Raw genomic sequence first — 22,030 nt, forward strand, 5'->3', positions numbered from 1 at the left:
TTACGGCGCTTGTTTCTTCGGCTCGCGTACCTTGTACCAGGCCACGTACAGCGCCGGCAAAAACAGCAGCGTCAGCAAGGTGGCGATGATGATCCCGCCAATCATTGCGTAGGCCATTGGCCCCCAGAACACTTCCCGGGCAATCGGGATCATCCCCATGCTCGCCGCCGCAGCCGTCAACAGGATCGGTCGGCGACGGTGTTCCGTGGCGTGCAGCACCGCGTCCCACGGCGTATAGCCGTCCTTCTCGAGGGCGTCGATCTGGGTCACAAGGATCACCGAGTTGCGGATGATGATGCCGATCAGCGCCAGAATCCCGAGGATCGCCACGAAGCCCATCGGCGTGCCGGTCGGGATCAGCGCCAGCACCACGCCGATCAAGCCGAGCGGTGCGACGCTGGCCACCAGGAACAGCTTCTGCACGCTGTGCAACTGGATCATCAGGAAGGTCGCCATCAAAAACAGCATCAACGGCACCACCTTGGCAATCGGCCCCTGGGCCTTGCCGCTCTCCTCCACCGTGCCGCCAGTGGCGACTTTGTAGCCCACCGGTAAACCGGCGGCGAATTTGTCGATGTCCGGTTGCAGCTGCTTCACCAGGTCGGTCGGTTGAATCTCGTCGCGCACCGCAGCCTTGATGGTGATGGTCGGTTTGCGGTCACGACGCCACACCAGCGGTTGCTCCAGTTCGTAGCGCACCGTGGCAAACGCCAGCAGCGGTATCGAAGTGCCGCCGGGGGTGACGATCTGCAAGTTCTGCAAAGTTTCCGGGCTGCCGCGCTCGGCATCTTCAGCGCGACCGACCACGTTGATCAGGTAGATATCGTCATCGACCTGCGTCACCGGCGTGCCGACGACGATGCCGTTCATCAGGTTCGCCACGTCTTCCGACGACAGCCCCAGTTGCCGCACCTTGTCTTGCGCGATGTCGATGCGCAGGACTTTGCCCGGCTCGTTCCAGTCGTAAATGATCTCGCCGATGTGCGAGTTTTTATCCAGTTCGGTGGCCAGGGCAATCGCGTGTTTGCGCACCTGATCGATGTCCTTGCCGCTGACCCGGTACTGAATCGGCCGCCCCACCGGCGGGCCCATTTCCAGAGCCTGGACGTAACTGCCGATACCGACGAACTCCTCGCGCAGGCGCTTTTGCAAACGCGCAGTCAGCGCCGTGCGCGATTCCAGGCCTTTGCTGACGATCACCAGTTGTGCGTAGTACGGGTTCTGCAATTGCTGGTCGAGCGGCAGGTAGAAACGGATCGCGCCCTCGCCGATGTAGGTGCTCCAGCGCACGATGTCCGGGTCGCCCTTGAGCGTCGCCTCGAGCCTGTCCACGGCTTCGCGGGTTTCGGCAATTGAGGCGTTTTGCGGCAGGTTCAGGTCGACCAGGATTTCCGGGCGGTCCGAGGACGGGAAGAACTGGTTCTGCACGAACTGCATGGAAAACACCGAGAGCACGAACAGCGCCACGGTGATACCGATGGCCCACCAGCGATTGCGCATGGCCCAGAGCAGGCCGCCATTGAACGCCCGGCCGATGCGCCCAGGCTCCGTATCGTGGGGTTTCACCTTGGCGCTCAGGATATGCACCCCAAGCACCGGGGCGAACAGCACGGCGACGACCCATGACACCAACATGGCCACCGCGATCACCGCGAACAGCGTGAAGGTGTACTCACCGGCGGAGCTGGCGTTCAAGCCGATCGGCACGAAACCGGCGACAGTGACCAGCGTGCCGGTGAGCATCGGGAACGCGGTCGAGGTGTAGGCGAAGGTGGCCGCTTGCTCTTTGGTTTCGCCCATTTCCAGGCGCGTGACCATCATCTCCACCGTGATCATCGCGTCGTCCACCAGCAGGCCGAGGGCGATGATCAATGCACCGAGGGAAATCCGCTGCATGGTGATGCCGCTGTATTCCATGAACAGGAAGACCATCGCCAGCACCAACGGAATCGAACACGCTACCACCAGCCCAGCGCGCACGCCGAGACTGACGAAGCTGACGATCAGCACGATCACCACCGCCTCGAACAAGGCACTGGTGAAGCCGCCGACGGCTTCTTCCACCACGCTGGCCTGGTCGGAAACGTTGTGCACGCCAACACCCACCGGCAGGTCGGCCGTCAGCTCGTCCATGCGCAGGTGCAGCGCCTTGCCAAAGTCCTGAATGTTGCCGCCCTTCTTCATGGCGATCGCCAGGCCAATGGCCGGCTGGCCGTTGAAGCGAAACTCCGGGGTGGCCGGGTCGACGTAACCACGGCTGATGTCGGCGATATCAGCCAGGCGGTAGAAGCGGTCGTTGAGCTTCAGGTTGACGTTGGCCAAATCTTTCTCAGAGACGAACTGCCCTGAGGTGCGCACCGAAATCCGCTCCGGACCGGCTTCGATCACCCCCGCCGGGGTCACGGCGTTCTGCGATTGCAGGCTCTGCACCACCTGACGCCTATCGATGCCGAGGGCGGCGAGTTTGCGGGGGGAGAAGTTCAGGTAAAAGACTTCATCCTGCTCGCCGATCATCTCGACCTTGCCCAACCCCGGGACTTCACGGATCTCGGCACGCACCTGTTCCACGTAGTCGCGCAACTGGCGCATCGACAGGCCGTCGGAGGTAAAGGCATACACCGAACCGAACACGTCGCCGAACTCATCGTTGAAGCCCGGCCCTTGCAGGCCCGCCGGGAAGTCGCCGCGGATGTCGTTGATTTTCTTGCGCACCTGGTACCAGATTTGCGGAATGTCCTTGCCGCTGGTGGTGTCGAGCAGGTTCACGAAAACTGTTGATTCACCGGGTCGGGTGTAGCTTTTCACGTAATCGAGCGAGTCGAGTTCTTCGAGCTTTTTTTCGATCCGGTCAGTGACCTGCTTGAGGGTTTCCTCCTGGGTCGCGCCGGGCCAGCGGGTCTGGATCACCATGGTTTTGATGGTGAACGACGGGTCTTCTTCGCGGCCCAGGTTCAGGTACGAGAACACGCCCATCAGCAACGCGACGAACATCAAATACCAGACAAACGACTGATGCTTGAGGGCCCATTCGGATAAGTTGAAACTCCCTTTCATTGCGGGCTGTCCTCGTCGATTTTCACTTTCTGCCCCGGTTTGAGACTGTTCACACCAGCACTGACCACCCGCTCGCCGGACTTCACGCCGTTGGCCAGGACGACCGTGTCGTCGGTCCGGCTGATCAGGCTGACCTCCCGTGGCGCCACGGTTTGCGTTTGTGGATCGACGACCCAGATCCGCAGTTTGCCGTCGACTTCCTGGAGTGCGCTCACCGGCAGTTCGAGGCGTGGCTTGATCGCGGAACTGAGGGTCACGCTGATCGCGGTGCCGAGACGAAAGCCCGGTGGTGTATCGGTCAGGCTCAGGCGGGTGCGACGGGTACGGGTCGCGCTTTGGGCCTGGGGTTCGATTTCGCGCACGATGGCGGTGCTGCTGATGCTCGGGTCCAGTTGTGAGGCGACCTGGAACACCACGTCGTCCGGCAACTGATCGACCAGAGTATCGGGCAGGTCGATCACTGCTTCCTTGATGTCCGGCTGCGCCAGAGTCACCACTTGCTGGCCGGCGGTCACCACTTGCCCGGCTTCGGCGTTCCACGCAGTGACGATGGCTTTGTGGTCGGTGCGCAGTTCGACGTAGTTGAGTTGGTCCTGCGCCTGATTGACCGCGGCCCTGGCTTGTTCGAGGGACGCCTGGGTGGTTTTCAGGTCGGTCTGGGCGATATCCAGTTGCGCCTGCGCGCCGACCCCGCGATTGAACAACTCCTGCTGACGCCGGGCATTGGCCTGGGCGTTGATCAGTTGCGCCTGGACACGGGCCAGATCGCCTTGAGCCGAACGCAACTGGTTTTGCTGATCGGTGGGGTCGAGGGTAGCGAGCAAGGCGCCCTTCTGCACTTCGGCGCCGACATCGACGTTACGGCTGGCGATACGCCCCGGCACCCGGAACCCGATGTTGCTTTCGTAGCGGGCCTGAATGCTGCCGGCGAACCGGCCGAGGTTCTCTTGATCGAGTGCTTGCACCTTCATGGACAACACCGGCCGAACCGGTTCTGGCGGAGCTTCTTCCTTGGAACAGGCACCCAGCAACACGGCGGCGGACAACAGCAACAGGCGCTTCATGGTTGGGCTCCCGTCGCTGGGGTCTGAGAGGTGTTTTCGACGATCTCGACCCGCACGCCCGGGTGCAGCAACTGGCCGCCCGCGGTGACGACTTTTTCGCCACCGGTGAGGCCGGCGCTGACGATGACTTTGCCGGTCAGGTAACGGCCGACGGTGACGGTGTGCAACTGCGCCTTGCCCTCGGCGTCCACCAACCACACGGCCGGGTCGCTGAGGTTTTTGGTCAGGGCCGCCCAGGGCAGCTCCACCGCGGTTTTGCCCACAGGCTTGGCGGTGGCGCTCACTACCGACCCGAGTTGCATGCCCTCAGGGAGCCTGTCGAGGCTGACTTTGACTTGCACCGTTCCCGTCTGTGCGGACACCGCTGGCGTGACTTCGCGAACGGTGCCCGTGGTCTTGATTTTCGGATTGTCGAGCAGGCTGACCACAATTGATCTGTCCGACGGAGGCTCCGCCAGCAGCGATTCGTAAACGTTGAACACCGCGTCACGCTCGCCGTCCCGGGCCAGGCTGAAAATCGGCACCGTGGCCTGCACCACCTGGCCGACTTCGGCCTGCCGCGCGGTAATCACGCCGGGTGCGTCGGCAATCAACGCCGTGTAGCTCAGTTGATCACGGGCGTTGGCCAATTGCGCTTGAGCAGCAGTCAATGCGCTCTGGCTGCTGCGCAAGGCCGCTTGTGCGGAGTCGTATTCGCTCTGGCTGGTGTAGCCCTTGGGCAGGAGTTTTTCCTGGCGAACGAAGGCTGCGGCGGTTTGTTTGACCCGCGCCTGTTCGGCAACGACCTGGGCCTGGGCCGAGTCGACAGTGGTTTGCAGGTCTTTCGGGTCGAGCCTGGCCAGCACTTGTCTGGCCGAAACCCGGTCACCGACATCGACCATACGCTGGATGATCTTGCCGCCCACGCGGAACGACAACTCGGTCTGGACTCGCGCCTGGACATCGCCGGTGAGGGTCACCGCCGCCGCGTAATCGGTAGGCTTGACCTCTTGCACGAAGACTCGCGGTCGGTCCTTCTCGACAGGCTTCTTATCGCCACAGGCAGTCAGCAAGGCGAAGAGGCTCAGGCCAACCATCAACTTCAATCCGAGACCTACCATGCAGACTCCTTTGCGTTGTACGGGCGTGCCCGCGACGATACGAGTGTGAGCTTAGAACAGGGTTCCACGTCTGCACGAGCGATCCTTATACTCCATCGATCGTTCCCATGGCTTTGCATGGGAACACCGCCATGGACTCACTGCGATCAATGAGGAACTCATGCTCAAAACCCTCGCGGTGGCCAATTACCGCTCGATCAATAAATTGGTGATTCCGCTTGGCCGGTTGAACCTGATCACCGGCCCCAACGGCAGTGGCAAATCCAACCTCTACCGCGCCTTGCGGCTGTTGGCGGAAACCGCTCAGGGCGGAGTCGTCAATGCGTTGGCCCGTGAGGGTGGGCTGGATTCGACGTTCTGGGCCGGGCCGGAAAACATCACCCGACGCATGCGCAATGGTGAAGTCCCAGTCGAGGCAACGGTGAGACACGGCGTCAAACGACTGCGGCTGGGGTTTGCCGGTGAGGACTTCAGCTATTCGATCAGCCTCGGGCTGCCCGATTCCAACGGCCACTTCATGCTGCCTGAACACAGCTCACCTATTCCGTCACGCTTCAACCTCGACCCGCAAATCAAGCGTGAATGCGTCTGGGCCGGGCCGATTTATCGTCCGGCCAGCCTGCTGGTGGATCGCGACGGCCCGATGATCCGTGCCCGAGCCAATCGCAGCTGGGATGTACTGGCTCAGCACACGCCGAATTTCGACAGCCTGTTCGATCAGGTCGGCAGCTTGCGTTCTTCGCCAGAGGTTCTGGAATTGCGCGAGTTCATCCGTCGCTGGCGCTTCTACGATCACTTTCGCAGTGACGCCGACGCACCGGTTCGCCAACCGCAACTCGGCACCCGCACGCCAGTGCTGCACCACGACGGTCGCGACCTGGCGGCAGCCTTGCAGACCATCATCGAAATCGGCGATCCCGAAGCATTGCAGGCGGCTATCAGCGATGCCTTTCCCAGCGCGCGGCTGAGCATCGAGCCGTTGCAGGGGGGACGGTTTGCGATCGAGTTTTATCAAGAAGGGTTGTTGCGCCCATTGTCCGCCGCCGAGCTATCGGACGGGACGTTGCGCTATCTGCTGCTGGTCGCGGCATTGCTGACGCCCCGACCGCCGACGCTGATGGTGCTGAACGAGCCGGAAACCAGCCTGCACCCGGACTTGTTGCCGGCATTGGCACGGTTGATTATTCGAGCGTCCGAACAGTGCCAGGTGTGGGTGGTGTCCCATGCGCGGCGCTTGATCTCAGCGTTGCAGCAGGATCCGGAATGCAATTGCATTGTGCTGGAAAAAAACTTCGGCCAGACCGGGATGGTCGGGCAGCGGATGCTGGATGAACCGGCGTGGTATTGGCCGGATTAACCGGCGTCTCATAAATCCAATCGCGAGCTGGCTCACTCCCACAGGGGATCTTCGACGAACACAACATCCGATACCTGTGGGCGGCGAGCCTGCTGCTGGTAAAGCATGCAGAACACCAGAGACGTCGTGAGCTATTTTCCTTTGCGCTGTAGGAAGGATCTTTTTTTCGAAATACCCCTCCAAGGACGTACAGCTTTTGGCCAGACTCCCCCGGCCGAACCATCACAAGGAAGAGAACATGGCTGACGTAAAAGTGTCGCCGCGGCTGGATCCGCAGGACATCGTGAAATGGCTGGTGGCGTTGCGCAGAGCGTTGGAGGCCAGAGAGGCATAGACCGAGAGCAGGTTCCCTGTGGCTGGGGACTTGCGGTGACGAGGGGGCAAGCCCCCTCGCCACAAAAGCCCCTCGCCACAGGTGAAACACACCCCAATAAAAAACGCCGACGCTGTAGTAGCCGTCGGCGTTTGAAACTTTGAGGGGTTCGAGACGGCGGTGAATCAGAACGCCGGCAGTACCGCGCCGCTGTATTTCTTGTCGATGAACGCCTTCACTTCCGGGCTGGTCAGGGCCTTGGCCAGTTTCTGGATGGCCACGCTGTCCTTGTTGTCCGGACGTGCCACCAGGAAGTTCACGTAAGGCGAATCGGCACCTTCGATCACCAGCGCGTCTTTAGCCGGGTTCAGGCCCGCGTCCAGCGCGTAGTTGGTGTTGATCATGTCCAGATCGACCTGATCCAGAACACGCGGCAGCATGGCCGATTCCAGTTCCTTGAACTTGAAGTTGTGCGGGTTCTTGGCGATGTCTTTCGGGGTGGCCAAAGCGTTTTTCGGGTCTTTCAACTCGATCAGGCCAGCCTTCTGCAGCAGGATCAGGGCACGGCCGCTGTTGCTGCCTTCGTTCGGGATGGCGATGGTTGCGCCGTCCTTCAGCTCAGCCAGGGATTTGACTTTCTTCGAGTAGCCGCCGAACGGTTCGACGTGCACGCCGATCACAGTCACCAGGTTCGTGCCTTTGCCTTCGTTGAAGCTTTTCAGGTACGGCAGGGTCTGGAAATAGTTGGCGTCCAGACGCTTCTGGTCGACCTGCACGTTCGGCTGAACGTAGTCGGTGAAGACTTTGATCTCCAGGTCCACGCCTTCTTTGGCGAGGGTTGGCTTGATCAGTTCAAGAATCTCGGCATGTGGAATCGGCGTCGCCGCAACCACCAGTTTCTCGCCGGCCTGGGCCAGGCCCGCGGTCAGGGCAGCCGCCAATGCGGTGAACAACAGAACCTTTTTCATGCAGTGTCCTTATCGAAAATCACGGTCGTCATCGACGACGGCTAAATGTTTAGGTGCCAGTGAAGTGCTATCGCTGGCGTGACGCGGACAATACCGGGATTTTTTATTCCCGAACAATATCTTTTATTCACTTTCATATTCCATTTTGTTCATACAGTCCAATCCACGAACGACCCTGTAGGAGCGAGGCTTGCCCGCGAAGAGGGAGTGTCAGCCGACATCAATATTGCCTGGCACACCGCTGTCGCGAGCAAGCTTCGCTCCTACAGAAGCCCCGTGGTTTTGAGCAGGTCTTTCAAGGCCTCTTTTTCGGCGGCGGAGCCGCTGCCGAGGATTTTTTTCAGTTGCTGCTCGATCTGTAGCAACGATGCCGGCGCCTCGGGCAGATTCAAATGCTCCGGCAAAATCTCATCGCCAGTACTCACTAACAGCGCAAAGTGAATGACGTTCTCCAGCTCCCGGGTGTTGCCCGGCCAACTGTGCTGTTCCAGCAGCTGCTGCGCGGCTTCGCTGATCAGTGGCACCGGCAGGTCGAGGCGTTGGCTGTAGATGCCAAGAAAATATTCAGCCAGCGACAAAATATCACCCACCCGTTCACGCAATGCCGGCAGTTCGAGCTGGCCCTCGCTGAGGTAGTGATAAAGCCGCTCATGGAATTTTCCGGCCGCCACCGCCTGGGCCAGATCGATGCTGGTGGCCGCCACCAGACGCACGTCCACCGGGCTCGGCTGGTGCGCACCGACACGAGTGACTTCGTGGTTTTCCAGGGCCGCGAGCAATTTGATCTGAATCGGCAGCGGCAAGTCGCCGATCTCGTCCAGGTACAGAGTGCCGCCGTTGGCCGAGCCGAACCAGCCGGCACGACTGCTGGCCGAACCGCTGTAACTGCCGGCGGCATAGCCGAACAATTCAGCATCGGCGTAAGTCGGGCTGATCGCCCCGCAATTGACAGACACGAACAACCCGCCACGATCACTGGCGCGATGGATGTGCCGTGCCAGCAGTTCCTTGCCGCTGCCGGTTTCACCGCGAATCAACACCGAGATCGACCGTGGCGCCAGTTGTTCCAGCTCCTGACGCAACTGCCGGGAACGTGGATCGACAAACACCAGCGCCTTGGCACGGATGCTCAGCGGGCTTTTTTCCGCGTCGGGAAAGGTCAGCAATGGCTGACCGAAAGTTTCATGCAAACTCATGGCAGACTCCCGCCCAAAACCGCCGGGAGACGGGGGGCGACTCTATGAAAGGAAAGGGTTCAAGCGCGACGCAGGGCGTGTTGTTCCATGCGATTCTGCAACCGATAAAGGTAGGCAAAACCCTGCTCCCAGCGCCGGTGACCGGACTTCACATTGATGTGCCCGGCCCCCGATAAAATCCCCGCCTCGGCGCCCCACTGACGCGCCAGTTCAAGCGCACGTGGCGCGCTGACGGCGGCGTCATTGTCGGAGCTGACGACCTGGCTCGGGAACGGCAGCAAATGGCTCGGGATCGGCGCAAAGTTGCGCAGGGCCGGCGCACAGGCCGGGCGCTCGACGTCCGCCGGCGCGACCAGCAAGGCGCCGCGCACTTGACGCAAGAATTGCAGCGGCGCAGTAGCTGCCCAATGCGCGACGGTGATGCAACCCAGGCTATGGGCGATCAGGATTACAGGCGTGCTGTCGGCGGCAATTGCCTCGGCCAACGCCGCGACCCAATCTTCACGACGGGGTGTCAGCCAGTCGGCCTGCTCCACCCGCGCGCTGTTTGGCAGGCTGTTCTGCCAGTGGGTTTGCCAATGATCTTCTGGCGATCCTTGCCAGCCCGGCACAATCAGATAGCGAATTGATTCGTTGCGCATGGGGAGCTCTCCTGCTGCGTGTCTGTTCGTGATCGAGTATAGGGAGGAGAGCTATGCACGTTAAGGAATAAGAAGCTATTTATTAAGATCTATATCGAATATAAAACAGATCCCCTGTGGGCGCGGGCTTGCTCACGAAGAGGGCCGCACATCCAACATCTATGTCGACTGCCACGCCGCCTTCGCGAGCAAGCCCGCTCCCACAGGGGATTGGTGTTTGACACCCGAAATAAAAAAGGAGCCGCACCCTGCCAAGGAGACGGCCCCGGAAACTCAAAATCTGTTTGCGCTGATCAACAATCCTGAAGCCGATGATTGGCGAAATCGGTTATCCAATAAAGGAATATTTAATTACTTTATTAGGCCTAAATCGCATATACGAATCATCTTCGACAATCGCCGAACCCTCGCTGCTTGCGTCACAACGTAGCGTCCCTTTGGGTCAAATTGATGACGAGCGTTTTTCACCTTTGAGTTTCCGGGTGCATTGCTCAAACCTGAGCGGCATGTACCTGTCGGGGTTCTGTGGTCGCCTTGTGCGCAAATCGGTTCGCCCGTGCAAACGTCCCGAAATCATTGAACCGAACCCCCATCTCACGCATCACCTCATGCGCCACCGGCACGGTCATCTGGCGGATGTAAAACGGTTCCTTCACCACAAAATGATGGATCCCGTGGCTGCTGCCGAAGTTGAAGCAGAACGCCTGCAACGGCCACATCCACCACGGGTTCAACACTTGGGTCTGCTGAATCACATTCCCCGGCTCGACGTCACCGTAGTAGTGCATGTTCGAGCTGACAAAGTGCAGGCAGAACGTGCGCAACACGTTCGGGCCGATGATCACCACGGCGGCGATGTCGATCACTTGCATCATCGCCAATGTCGTCGCCGACCATTCGATGGGCACCCCCGATAGATGCGCGATGCCGTTGGCGGCGTGAAAACCGAGGAACACATACCACGCCCCCCAATGCATCAGCGCCAGCGGTGCGTAAACTTTCAGGGAGCGCTTGAGGATGCTGAACTTGTGCGCCCAGGTCTTGGCACGCAGCATGCGGATAAGCGCCGACATCACGTTGTCGCCAACCATCAACAGCCGCGCAAAACCCCAGCGCTCACCGTTGGTGATCGCCCGTTCTTCCATGTCGGCTTCGGTGCCGGACACCTTATGGTGGTTGAGGTGCAAATGACGGCGGATCCACGGGTTGATCGTGCTCGGTCGCGCCAGCCACACCAGGCCCATCATCAGGTTGTGCGGCACTCGTTGTTTACGAAAGTACATGCTGTGGATCAGGTCGTGTTCGAGTTCATGGGTCAGCGAGGCGAAAAATGCGTTGAGCAACAGGCATACCCACCAAGCCATATAGCCGGTGATGTACAGCGCCGCCGAACCGATCATCCCGGCCAGGGCGAAGGCCAGAATGCCGGCGCCCAAGGCGTCCTGATGGTTGAGAATCGGGTAGCGCCGACGCAATTCAGCGCCCTTGGCCAATACCACTTGGCGAATATGCGCTGATCGCTGTGCTGCATTCAGTCGCTGGGGACTTGCAGAAGTACCGTCCATGCTTCCATCCTCTGGTTATTGATGTTCGCATCCTGCCCTGTGATGCTGCACACAGCGGTAGCCGTGAACGCCAACCTGTTGACCGGACGCGCCAATCGACATGACTGAACCGACCTCCCTCGCCAGCTGGACCCGCGCCCTGCGCAAGCAGCTCGATGCGCTGGGCCTCGACAGCACCGCCCTGTGCCAACAGGCGGGGCTCGACCCACGGTTGATGGACGACCCGAACGCCCGTTACCCGTTGTCCGCCACCACGCGCCTGTGGGAAATCGCGGTGCAGGTCAGCGGCGACCCGGCGATTGGCTTGCGGGTGTCGCGGTTTGTCAGCCCGACCACGTTTCATGCGCTCGGTTATGCGTTGGTGGCCAGCGGCAGCTTGCGGGAAGTGTTCGAGCGCATCGTGCGTTATCACCAGGTGGTCAGCGATGCGCTGGACCTGGAGTTGACCCGCGCCGAGGATCGCTACCGCTTCCGCCTGAAAATCCCCCAGGGCAACCCCGCGCCAGCCTTCGAAGCCATCGACGCCTTCGCGGCAATTTACGTGCGCACCTGCCGGAACCGGCTGGGCCGTGACTACGCGCCGCTGGCGGTTTATCTGCGCCGTCCGGAACCTGCCGACCCGCATCAATGGCACAAAGTGTTCCGTTCGCCGGTGTATTTCGCCGCCGAGGAAGATCGACTGGAATTCGCCCTGTCGGACTTCGACAGTCACCTGGACGACGCCAATCCGGAACTGGCCGAACACAACGAAACCGTGCTCAAACGCACCCTGGCGCAACTCAAGCCCCTGACCTGGGAGCGCAAGGTTCGCGACGCCATTGAAGAGCAACTGCCTGAGGGCGAACCGTCGGCCGATCGCATCGCCGAAGCCCTGCACTTGAGCTTGCGCAGCCTGCAACGGCACCTGGCGGACGAAGGTTGTCGGTTCGATACGCTGCTCAACGAAAGTCGGGAAAACCTGGCGCTGCTGCACCTGCGCGACCCGCAATGCTCGTTGAGCGAGGTCAGTTATCTATTGGGATTCGCCGACACCAGCAGCTTCAGCCGCGCGTTCAAGCGCTGGACGGGGATGACGCCGGGGCAGTTTCGGGATGGGTTGCGGTAATAGATCCGCAAGGAGCGTTGAGATTTCTGGCCCCATCGCAATTTCTCAAGCACCACTGAAACCGCTACTGCTACCGCCCCCGATCTCGCCGCAACAGCTTGCGCACCCGCTTCACCAGCTCGCTGACGGTAAACGGCTTGAGCAGGTAATCATCCTCATGCAGCTCCAACCCGCGCAGCCGGTCCTCGATGCCGTCCGTGGTGGTGAGCAACAGCACCGGCGTATCGCCGAGCTTGCGGATTTGCTGCAGCAACTGCCAGCCGTTGAGCCCCGGCAGCATCACATCGAGGATGATCAATTCATATTCGCCAGATTCGATAAAGCGCCGGCCGTCCATGCCATTGAGCGCTACATCCACCGCATAACTCGCTTCGCTCAGGCCTTTGGCCAGGAGGCTGGCGGTCTCGGGCTCGTCTTCCACTAACAGCACACGCATGGCACACCTCGATTGTCGTCTTCACAGGCTAGGCGCGTTCGTGGACAAAGCCCATCAATAAAATCGACAGCGCCTGCAGGTGCACGTCAAACAACCGCCAACGCCCGCAACCGCTGCGCATCCAGAATCTCGATCTCGCCATACCTGAGATTCAGAATCCCCTGCCCCTGCAAGTCCTTGAGGATCTGGTTGGTGGTCTGGCGCGACAGCGACAGCATCGACGCCAGTTGCTCCTGCGGCAGTTGCAGAACACGGCGCGGCAGGTCGATTTCACCATAGCCCTCGGCAATCATCAGCAAGCGATGGGCCAGGCGCGCCGGGGCCGGCATCAGGCTCAGCTGCTCGAGGTTGATAAAGGTCAGGCGCAATTTGTGGCTCATCAACAACGCCAGTTGCCGCCAGTACGCCGGGTGTTCGTCGAGCAATGCCAGCAGCGCCGTTTGCGGGATGTGCAACAGGATGCAATGACCTGTGCCGAACGCGTCGTGGGTTCGCGGCTGACCATCGAACAGGCAGATTTCGCCGAACCAGTGCGGCGGTTCCACCAGACTCAGCAGCGCCTCCTTGCCCTGCTCGCTCACTGCGCCAATGCGCACCGAACCTTCAAGCACCGCATACAACCCGCACGGCGGATCGCCGCGCTTGAACAGCCGCTGCCCCGGCGATAGGCGCCGAATCCGGGCGATTGCCAGCAGACTATCCTGTAAGGAAACAGGTACATGACTGAACCATTGCCCCGTATCCAGGCGCGAACGCCAAACCTGCATGTCCATGAAAACTCCTGGAGATTGTCGCCTGGCTGACAGAGCGAGAGATGAACCCGGGGCATCATCAATCACCCTACAGGAGGAATAACAATGAAAAGCCTCGTTGACCATCTCAGTCAATACGCCGCTTACCACCGCGACCCGCGCAATATCGCCAGCCACTTCGTGGGCATTCCGCTGATCGTGGTGGCGGTGGCCGTGCTGCTGTCGCGTCCGCAATGGGCCGGGGGCTGGCTGTCACCGGCAGTTCTGGTGTCACTGGTGTCGGCCTGGTTTTACCTGCGCCTGGAACTGCGGCTGGGGGTGCTGATGACGGTATTGCTGGGCCTGTCGGTCTGGCTGGGGCATGAGCTTGCACTGCAGAGCACCCTCGCCTGGCTTAGCACCGGCCTCGGGATGTTTGTGGTGGGCTGGGCGATTCAGTTTGTCGGTCATCATTACGAGGGGCGCAAACCGGCGTTTGTCGATGATGTGACGGGGTTGATTGTCGGGCCATTGTTTGTGGTGGCTGAGTTGGCGTTTTTGCTCGGGATGCGGCATGAACTCAAAGAACAGATCGAGGCGCGGGTGGGTGGTGTGCGTTTGCGTCAGAAAAACGCAGCAGCGTAGGACGCCATCGCGGGCGAGCCCGCTCCCACAGTGATCTGTGTCGTTCACAAATCCCCTGTGGGAGCGGGCTTGCCCGCGATGCTTTTGCTTTAGAGGTTGGCGACTTTCTGCCAGACCTTCGGTTTGAAGAACAACGTCTCACCCTTCGCCAATCCAACCAGGCTGTCGTGATCCTTCACCACTTCAGCTTCGATCAGTTCACTCTGGCCTTCGACTTTCAATGTCACCCGAGTCGTCGCGCCCAACGGACGAATATCCCGCACTTCAGCGGCGTGGTGGTCTTCCAGTTCATGCCGCGACAGCGACACTTCGTGTGGACGGAACAGTACGTGCCGGTCTTCGCCCAAATGCAGACGGTTCGAATCGCCGAGGAAGTGATAGACGAAATCGCTGGCCGGATTTTCGTAGACGTCGCCCGGTGAACCGATCTGCTCGATCACACCCTTGTTCATCACCACGATCCGGTCGGCAACTTCCATCGCCTCTTCCTGGTCGTGGGTCACGAATACCGAGGTCAGGTTGATGTCCTCGTGCAACCGCGCGAGCCAGCGACGCAGTTCTTTACGGACCTTGGCGTCGAGCGCGCCAAAAGGCTCGTCGAGCAGCAGCACTTTCGGCTCCACCGCCAGGGCGCGGGCCAACGCGATACGCTGACGCTGGCCGCCGGAGAGTTGTTCCGGGTAGCGATCGGCCAACCAGTCCAGTTGCACCATGTTCAGCAGTTCGTGGACTTTCGCCGCGATCTGGCTTTCGTTCGGACGCTGGTTTTTCGGCTTCATACGCAAGCCGAACGCAACGTTGTCGAACACCGTCATATGGCGGAACAAGGCGTAGTGCTGGAACACGAAACCGACGTTGCGATCACGCACGTCGTGGCCGGAAACGTCTTCGCCGTGGAACACGATGTTGCCCTGATCCGGGGTTTCCAGGCCGGCGATGATTCGCAGCAACGTGGTCTTGCCGCAGCCGGACGGCCCCAGCAGCGCCACGAGTTCGCCGCTTTGAATGTCCAGGCTGATGTTGTCCAGCGCCTTGAACGCGTGGAAGTTCTTGCTGACGTTACGCACTTCGATCGACATGACTTATTCCTCCGCGGCGCTGGCGCGCAGGCGGTTAATACGGTTTTCGCTCCACTGCTTGAGCAGCAGGATGAAGAGCGCCAGGATCAGCAACAGGCTCGCCACGGCGAACGCGGCCACGTGGTTGTATTCGTTGTAGAGAATCTCGACGTGCAGCGGCAAGGTGTTGGTCACCCCGCGAATGTGCCCGGACACCACCGACACCGCCCCGAACTCACCCATGGCCCGCGCGGTACACAGCACCACGCCGTAGATCAGGCCCCATTTGATATTGGGCACGGTGACGTGCCAGAACATCTGCCAACCATTGGCGCCGAGCAGGCGCGCGGCCTCCTCTTCCTGGGTGCCTTGTTCCTGCATCAGCGGGATCAGTTCACGGGCCACGAACGGCACAGTGACGAAAATCGTCGCCAACACGATGCCCGGCAACGCGAAGACGATCTGGATGTCGTGGTCCTGCAACCACGGGCCGAACAGCCCCTGGGCGCCGAACATCAGCACATAGACCAGACCTGCGATCACCGGCGACACCGAGAACGGCAGGTCGATCAGGGTCACCAGCATGCTCTTGCCACGGAACGAGTATTTGCTCACGCACCACGCTGCGCTGACACCGAACACCAGGTTCAGCGGCACCGAAATCAGCACTGCAATCACCGTGAGTTTCAGGGCCGACAACGCGTCCGGCTCAAAGATCGCGGTGAAGAACGCACCCAGGCCCAGCTTCAGACCCTGGGACACCACGATGAACAGCGGCAACAACAGAAACAGCGCAAAAATCAGCCAGCCGAGACCGATGAGGATTCGCCGCGAAGCGGCACTGCCACGGCGGGCAGCGTTCGAGGAGGCCGCTGCAATAGACGATTGGGACATTTTTCGCGCCTCCTTATGGGGTTTCGATGCGCCGCTGCAACAAGTTGATCAGCAGCAACAGGACAAAGGAAACCACCAGCATCAGTACACCAATGGAGGTGGCGCCGGTGTAATCGTACTGGTCGAGTTTGACCATGATCAGCAGCGGCAGAATTTCGGTTTTCATCGGCATATTGCCGGCGATGAAAATCACCGAACCGTACTCGCCGACCCCACGGGCAAAGGCCAAGGCGAAACCGGTCAACCAGGCCGGGAGCAGTGCCGGCATCAGAATATGGCGGAAAACCTGCAACGGATTTGCCCCCAGGCACGCCGCCGCCTCCTCCACTTCACGGGGGATATCGGCCAGTACAGGCTGTACCGTACGTACTACGAATGGAAGTGTTACAAAAGTCAGCGCCAGGGTGATGCCGAGGGGGGTATACGCGATCTTGAAACCCAGGTCCGCCGCGAACTGACCCACCAGGCCGGTGGGGGTGTACAGCGCGGTCAACGCGATACCGGCCACGGCAGTGGGCAATGCGAAGGGCAGATCGATCATCGCATCGATGACTTTGCGCCCCGGGAAGGTGTAGCGCACCAGCACCCAGGCCAGCAGCGTGCCGATCACGCCGTTGATGATCGCGGCGTACAACGCGGTGCCGAAGCTCAGCTTCAACGCGGCCAGCACCCGAGGTGCCGAGATGATTGCCCAGAACTGGTCCCAGGTCAGTTGAGCGGCATGCACAAACATCGCCGCCAGTGGAATGAGCACAATCAGGCTGAGGTACACCAAGGTGTAGCCCAGCGTCAGCCCGAAGCCGGGTATGACGGGGGAGATACGACGCGACATAAAAGTCCTTGGTTGAGAAGGCGCTAAGCCCCGACGGTGAAATCGGGGCCCGTTGGCCAATGCCCGTCAGTTAAGCGAGCAAACCGCTCTTCGTAGGAGCCAGGCTTGCCGGCGAAGGCGTCCTTAAGTGCGCTTTCGCCGGCAAGCCTGGCTCCTACAGATCCGATTTATCCTTAACTGACTGGCATTAGCCCCGTTGGCTGATCTATTTCAGGCTACTGCGCCTGGTAAATCTGGTCGAACACGCCACCGTCATTGAAGAACTTCGGCTGGGCGGTTTTCCAGCCGCCGAAGTCCTTGTCGATGGTCACCAGTTCCAGGGTCGGGAACTGTTTGGCGTACTTGGCGGCTACGTCCTTGTCACGTGGACGATAGAAGTTTTTCGCCGCAATTTCCTGGCCGGCCGGGCTGTACAGGTGCTTGAGGTACGCTTCGGCGATTTCGGTGTTGCCCTTTTTCTCGGCGTTCTTGTCGACCACGGCCACCGGTGGCTCGGCAAGGATCGATAGCGAAGGCACGACGATGTCGAACTTGTCGGCGCCGCCGTCTTCTTTCAAGGCCAGGAAAGCTTCGTTTTCCCAGGCCAGCAACACGTCGCCCTGGCCGTTGTTGACGAAGGTGATGGTCGAACCACGAGCACCGGTGTCCAGCACTGGCACGTGTTTGAACAGGGTCTGCACATACTCTTTGGCCTTGGCTTCGTTACCGCCATTGGCTTTCAGGCCATAGGCCCAGGCCGCGAGGAAGTTCCAGCGTGCACCGCCGGAGGTTTTCGGGTTCGGGGTGATGACTTCCACGCCATTCTTGGTCAAGTCGCCCCAGTCCTTGATGCCTTTCGGGTTGCCCTTGCGCACCAGGAACACGATGGTCGAGGTGTAAGGCGTGCTCGCTTCCGGCAGACGGTTCTGCCAGTCAGCCGGCAGACTCTTGCCGAGCTTGGCGATTTCGTCGATGTCACCGGCCAGGGCCAGGGTCACCACGTCGGCCCGCAGACCGTCGATCACCGCACGGCCCTGCTTGCCTGAACCACCGTGGGACTGCTGGATCTTCACGTTGTCGCCAGCGTGGTCTTTCTTCCAGAAGTTGATGAACTCGGCGTTGTAGTCCTGATACAGCTCGCGGGTCGGGTCATACGACACGTTGAGCAGTTCGTAATCCTTGGCAACCGCAGAACCAGCAAAAAGGGCACTGGCCAGGGCGGCCAACGCAAAATGGCGAATCGACGACATGGTGAAAGCTCCTGGAATTCTTGGTGTGGTGGCTTTTTCTTATGGTCTGGAACGGGTTGCCCGTACAAAAGATCGCAGCCTTCGGCAGCTTCTACGGGAGATTGCGTGCTTCTGTCGGAGCCGCCGCAGGCTGCGATCTTTTAGCTCGACTTATTGGCCGGATGCTGCAAACGGAATTTCTCTTTGCGTTCGATCTGGACCACCTGTGCGTTGTGCACGGTGATCTCCACAGCGCCAAAGCGCAGATCGCGCAGGGCACTCTGGATTTCACGCAAAATGGTGGCTTCGTCCTGCCCGTCAACACTGCGTAGGGATGCGCTCATGGTGCTGCTCCTTTAATGAGATATGCCTGGCAGTGGCGGGCACTGCTTAAGGCGTGGAGCAATAGTAGATAGGCGCACATATTCTTAAAAATACTATTTAAGAATGTTTATATAACCAGAAGAATGATCATTCCCATGCTCCGCATGGGAACGATCAGCGCGGGAGAATCACCGGCGCCCGAACCCAATCCAAGGAAGCCGCCGGTACAGGCCGCCCAAACCAGTAGCCCTGCCCCAGATCGCAGTCGTGCTCGAGCAGGAAAGCCGCCTGCTCGACCTGTTCAATCCCCTCGGCATGCACTTGCATCCCCATGCTCTGCGCCAGCGCAACGATCACCCGTGCGATTGCCGCGTCATCCTCGTCACCCGGCAAGCCTGCGACGAATCCCTGATCGATCTTGAGCTTTTGCACCGGCAAACGCTTGAGCCGCAGCAACGACGAATAGCCCGTGCCGAAGTCATCGATGGCCAGCCGCACGCCCAACTCGCGCAACCGATGCATTTGCTCCAACGCCACTTCCGGATCCTCCATCACCGCGCTTTCAGTGACTTCCAGCTCCAGATACGCCGGATCCAACCCGGTGTCGTGCAGCACCTGAGCTACCTGCTGATACAACTCACGACGGGCGAACAGGCGCGAGGAAACGTTCACCGCGACAAACGACAACACCACGCCCGCCGCTTGCCACAGACACATCTGCTGACAGGCCTGGCGCATGACCCAGGCATCGATCTCGGCAATCAGCCCGGTGCGTTCGGCAATGGGGATGAATTCAGCCGGCGACACCAACCCGCGCTGTGGATGCTCCCAGCGCACCAGCGCCTCGACGCCGATCAGGCGGCTGGTCTTGAGGTCGTGCACGGGCTGGTAATAAACCCGCAGCTCCTGCTGCTCCAGTGCTCGGCGCAACTCGAACGCAATTCCTACGCGTTGCTGGGCGTGTGCGGTCAACTCTTCGGTATAGAGGGCATAACCGTCGCGGCCGGCGCTCTTGGCCTTGAACAGCGCCGAGTCGGCGTTGCGCAACAGTTGCTCGGCGCTCAAGGCGTCGCTGGGGAACAGGCTGATGCCGACACTGGCGTTGATGAATAACGAATGCCCATCGATCTGGAACGGCTCCTTGAGCCCATCGACGACCCGCTGTGCCAATGCTGCAGCGTGCCCCGGTTGCGGGCAATTTTCAGCCAACACCGCAAATTCGTCGCCACTGAGCCGCGCCAGGGTAATGCCCGCGCCGAACAAGGCTCCCAAGCGTTCAGCCACAGCCTTGAGCAATTGGTCACCAACGCTGTGGCCAAGACTGTCGTTGATCAATTTGAAGTGATCGAGGTCGATCATCAGCAACGCACAACCGCGCTTATGCGCCTGCGCCGAGGCCACGGCCTGCCCGGCACGGTCGGTCAACAGCAGGCGATTGGGCAGATCGGTGAGCGGGTCGTGATGGGCCAGGTGCGTCAGCTCATGCTCGGAGTTCTTGATCGCGCTGATATCGGAAAACACCGCAACGTACTGGCTGAACCGCCCCTCATCGTCGTGAACGAGGCGGATCGTCTGCCATTGCGGATAAATCTCGCCGCTTTTGCGACGGTTCCAGATTTCCCCGCTCCACTCACCCAGGCTGTCGAGTGTGGCGAACATCGTCTGGTAGAAACCCGGCGGGTGATGGCCCGACTTGAACATGTTCGGTCGCTGCCCCAGCACTTCCTCGCGCTGGTAACCGGTGATGTCCATGAACGCCCGGTTCACATGGACGATCAGCCCGTCGCTGTTGGTGACCAGCACCCCTTCGCGGGTGCAATCGAACACCGCAGCCGCCTGACGCAAACGCTCCCGCTCAGCATTACGTTGCCGCAATTTGGCGCCGACGCCCAAGCAGCGAAACAAACGTGCCCGCGCGATGAAAATCAGCCCGGCACTGAAGGCCACCCAAGCATAACCGTTGATCAGTTGCCAGCGCAACAGGTCGGTGGAGTTATCGAAGAAACTGTTCAATAAATAACCACTGAACTGAAGCCAGACTACGGAAAGCACCAGGTAAAGCAGCGCTGCACGCAAGGCATCGCGATATGTGGCTGACATTCGAGCGTCCATGTCCCTACAAAAAAGGCTGGAATTATAGTTTAAAGAAATATCCGGCCACTCTTATCTGAAAGGGCGACTGGTTTTATCTGTGGGCTTAGTGATAATGCAACGGCTGTTTTTTCTTTATCGAGGGCCCTATAGCCTATGTGGTACGAAGGTTTTCTTGGCTTATCGCCCTGGTCACTGGTGGCAGTCACCCTGCTGATGACCCACGTGACGATCGTCGGCGTCACGGTCTATCTGCATCGCTATTCAGCCCACCGCTCGCTTGAGCTCAATGGCGGCCTGAAACATTTCTTCCGCTTCTGGCTGTGGTTGACCACGGCGCAGAACACCCGCGAGTGGACCGCTATCCACCGCAAGCATCACGCCAAATGCGAAACCGTCGATGACCCGCACAGCCCGGTCATCAAAGGGTTGTCCACCGTTCTGCGCAAAGGCGCCGAGCTGTACCGCGCCGAAGCGGAAAACCCCGAGACCCTGCGCATCTACGGCAAGAACTGCCCCGAAGACTGGATCGAGCGCAACCTCTACAGCCGCTTCCCGTTGCTGGGCGTGGCGATCATGGGCGTCGTCGACCTGCTGCTGTTCGGCACTATCGGCATCACCATCTGGGCCATCCAGATGATGTGGATCCCGGTCTGGGCCGCCGGCGTGGTCAATGGCCTGGGCCATGCCATCGGCTACCGCAACTTCGAATGCCGCGATGCGGCGACCAATCTGGTGCCTTGGGGCATCCTGATCGGCGGTGAAGAACTGCATAACAACCATCACACCTACCCTAACTCGGCCAAACTGTCGGTGAAGAAGTGGGAATTCGACCTCGGCTGGGCCTGGATCCAGGTCTTCAGTTTCCTGCGTCTTGCCAAGGTCCAGCGGGTGGCACCGATTGCTCACCGTGTCGAAGGCAAAGGCAGCCTGGACATGGACACCGCCATGGCGATCCTCAACAACCGTTTCCAGATCATGGCCCAGTACCGCAAGCTGGTCATCGCGCCGCTGGTCAAGCAAGAGCTGGAAAAGGTCGATCACTCGGTCCGCCACCAGTTCCACCGGGCCAAACGCCTGCTCTCGCGGGAAACCAGCCTGCTGGATGACAAGCACCATGTCCGCATCCAGACCATGCTCGAACACAGCCAGGCGCTGAAGGTAATTTACGAGAAACGCCTGGCCTTGCAGCAGATCTGGGTCAAGACCAGCTCAAATGGTCACGACATGCTGGCCGCCATCAAGGATTGGGTACACGAGGCCGAGGCCAGCGGGATTCAATCCCTGCGTGATTTCGCCGACCAGCTGAAAACCTACTCCCTGCGCCCCGCCACTGCCTGACCCTGAATCAAGGGCACACCTGTGGCGAGGGAGCTTGCCTCATCGCCGCACCGCCCCGCTCGGCTGCGCAGCCGCCGCAATACCTGACGACGCGTTTTAGCTGAAAA

General features: G+C 60.2%; 19 protein-coding genes. 4 read left to right on the forward strand and 15 right to left on the reverse strand.

Annotated elements, in window-relative coordinates; all coding sequences use genetic code 11:
• From AC30D7_RS16975 to AC30D7_RS16985, 3 genes are read right to left on the reverse strand one after another with little or no spacing between them, the layout of a single operon-like run.
• Window positions 1-3,054, reverse strand: coding sequence for an efflux RND transporter permease subunit (locus tag AC30D7_RS16975; RefSeq protein WP_490134836.1), 3,054 nt, complete (start codon window positions 3,052-3,054; stop codon window positions 1-3).
• Window positions 3,051-4,118: an efflux RND transporter periplasmic adaptor subunit gene (locus AC30D7_RS16980; protein WP_490134837.1), complete on the reverse strand. Its 1,068-nt coding sequence runs from the start codon at window positions 4,116-4,118 to the stop codon at window positions 3,051-3,053. The genes AC30D7_RS16975 and AC30D7_RS16980 overlap by 4 nt, the downstream gene beginning before the upstream one ends.
• Window positions 4,115-5,218, reverse strand: a complete 1,104-nt coding sequence (locus tag AC30D7_RS16985) for an efflux RND transporter periplasmic adaptor subunit (protein WP_490134838.1) — start codon at window positions 5,216-5,218, stop codon at window positions 4,115-4,117. Before AC30D7_RS16985 ends, AC30D7_RS16980 begins: the two co-directional genes overlap by 4 nt.
• A gap of 160 nt (window positions 5,219-5,378) precedes the next feature.
• Here AC30D7_RS16985 and AC30D7_RS16990 point away from each other — a divergent pair, with 160 nt between their 5' ends.
• The gene (locus AC30D7_RS16990; RefSeq protein ID WP_490134839.1) at window positions 5,379-6,575 is read left to right on the forward strand and encodes an AAA family ATPase; all 1,197 of its coding nucleotides are present in this window, start codon (window positions 5,379-5,381) and stop codon (window positions 6,573-6,575) included.
• Between the two features lie 498 nt (window positions 6,576-7,073).
• On the opposite strand, the gene AC30D7_RS16995 is transcribed toward AC30D7_RS16990, so the two are convergent.
• The 4 genes from AC30D7_RS16995 to AC30D7_RS17010 all read right to left on the reverse strand — a co-directional run bounded on the left by AC30D7_RS16995 (window position 7,074) and on the right by AC30D7_RS17010 (window position 11,258).
• The gene (locus AC30D7_RS16995) at window positions 7,074-7,856 is read right to left on the reverse strand and encodes a MetQ/NlpA family ABC transporter substrate-binding protein (RefSeq protein ID WP_490134840.1); all 783 of its coding nucleotides are present in this window, start codon (window positions 7,854-7,856) and stop codon (window positions 7,074-7,076) included.
• Window positions 7,857-8,119: 263 nt separating this feature from the next.
• The gene (locus AC30D7_RS17000; protein ID WP_490134841.1) at window positions 8,120-9,052 is read right to left on the reverse strand and encodes a sigma 54-interacting transcriptional regulator; all 933 of its coding nucleotides are present in this window, start codon (window positions 9,050-9,052) and stop codon (window positions 8,120-8,122) included.
• A 59-nt stretch (window positions 9,053-9,111) separates the two neighbouring features.
• Complete coding sequence (locus AC30D7_RS17005; protein WP_007941042.1) at window positions 9,112-9,693, reverse strand: alpha/beta hydrolase; 582 nt, start codon at window positions 9,691-9,693, stop codon at window positions 9,112-9,114.
• A gap of 491 nt (window positions 9,694-10,184) precedes the next feature.
• Entirely contained in the window at window positions 10,185-11,258 is a 1,074-nt protein-coding gene (locus AC30D7_RS17010) for a fatty acid desaturase (RefSeq protein WP_490134842.1), read from the reverse strand.
• A 100-nt stretch (window positions 11,259-11,358) separates the two neighbouring features.
• Here AC30D7_RS17010 and AC30D7_RS17015 point away from each other — a divergent pair, with 100 nt between their 5' ends.
• Window positions 11,359-12,363 (forward strand): AraC family transcriptional regulator, encoded by a 1,005-nt coding sequence (locus tag AC30D7_RS17015; protein ID WP_490134843.1) that lies wholly within the window; start codon window positions 11,359-11,361, stop codon window positions 12,361-12,363.
• Window positions 12,364-12,433: 70 nt separating this feature from the next.
• Here the strand turns inward: AC30D7_RS17015 and AC30D7_RS17020 are convergent, their stop codons facing one another.
• Window positions 12,434-12,799 carry a response regulator gene (locus AC30D7_RS17020; protein WP_019581708.1) on the reverse strand — a complete coding sequence of 122 codons (366 nt, stop codon included), beginning with the start codon at window positions 12,797-12,799 and terminating at the stop codon, window positions 12,434-12,436.
• Between the two features lie 86 nt (window positions 12,800-12,885).
• Window positions 12,886-13,572 (reverse strand): Crp/Fnr family transcriptional regulator, encoded by a 687-nt coding sequence (locus AC30D7_RS17025; RefSeq protein WP_490134844.1) that lies wholly within the window; start codon window positions 13,570-13,572, stop codon window positions 12,886-12,888.
• A gap of 84 nt (window positions 13,573-13,656) precedes the next feature.
• On the opposite strand from AC30D7_RS17025, the gene AC30D7_RS17030 reads away from it, so the two are divergent.
• Complete coding sequence (locus AC30D7_RS17030) at window positions 13,657-14,175, forward strand: Mpo1 family 2-hydroxy fatty acid dioxygenase (RefSeq protein WP_490134845.1); 519 nt, start codon at window positions 13,657-13,659, stop codon at window positions 14,173-14,175.
• 89 nt (window positions 14,176-14,264) lie between these two features.
• Here AC30D7_RS17030 and AC30D7_RS17035 read toward each other — a convergent pair whose 3' ends face one another.
• The 6 genes from AC30D7_RS17035 to dibA all read right to left on the reverse strand — a co-directional run bounded on the left by AC30D7_RS17035 (window position 14,265) and on the right by dibA (window position 20,591).
• Window positions 14,265-15,254 (reverse strand): sulfate/molybdate ABC transporter ATP-binding protein, encoded by a 990-nt coding sequence (locus AC30D7_RS17035; RefSeq protein ID WP_253417299.1) that lies wholly within the window; start codon window positions 15,252-15,254, stop codon window positions 14,265-14,267.
• A 3-nt stretch (window positions 15,255-15,257) separates the two neighbouring features.
• Window positions 15,258-16,127, reverse strand: a complete 870-nt coding sequence (gene cysW, locus AC30D7_RS17040) for a sulfate ABC transporter permease subunit CysW (RefSeq protein WP_007941037.1) — start codon at window positions 16,125-16,127, stop codon at window positions 15,258-15,260.
• Window positions 16,128-16,140: 13 nt separating this feature from the next.
• Window positions 16,141-16,959: a sulfate ABC transporter permease subunit CysT gene (gene cysT / locus AC30D7_RS17045; RefSeq protein ID WP_018929362.1), complete on the reverse strand. Its 819-nt coding sequence runs from the start codon at window positions 16,957-16,959 to the stop codon at window positions 16,141-16,143.
• 215 nt (window positions 16,960-17,174) lie between these two features.
• Window positions 17,175-18,188: a sulfate ABC transporter substrate-binding protein gene (locus AC30D7_RS17050; RefSeq protein WP_490134846.1), complete on the reverse strand. Its 1,014-nt coding sequence runs from the start codon at window positions 18,186-18,188 to the stop codon at window positions 17,175-17,177.
• A 140-nt stretch (window positions 18,189-18,328) separates the two neighbouring features.
• Window positions 18,329-18,511 (reverse strand): sulfur starvation response protein OscA, encoded by a 183-nt coding sequence (gene oscA / locus AC30D7_RS17055; RefSeq protein ID WP_205887037.1) that lies wholly within the window; start codon window positions 18,509-18,511, stop codon window positions 18,329-18,331.
• Window positions 18,512-18,665: 154 nt separating this feature from the next.
• Entirely contained in the window at window positions 18,666-20,591 is a 1,926-nt protein-coding gene (gene dibA / locus AC30D7_RS17060; protein ID WP_490134847.1) for a phosphodiesterase DibA, read from the reverse strand.
• 147 nt (window positions 20,592-20,738) lie between these two features.
• Here dibA and desA point away from each other — a divergent pair, with 147 nt between their 5' ends.
• Window positions 20,739-21,923 carry a delta-9 fatty acid desaturase DesA gene (gene desA / locus AC30D7_RS17065; RefSeq protein ID WP_490134848.1) on the forward strand — a complete coding sequence of 395 codons (1,185 nt, stop codon included), beginning with the start codon at window positions 20,739-20,741 and terminating at the stop codon, window positions 21,921-21,923.
• Window positions 21,924-22,030 lie beyond the last annotated feature (107 nt).

The organism is Pseudomonas sp. DF5, from assembly GCF_058148225.1.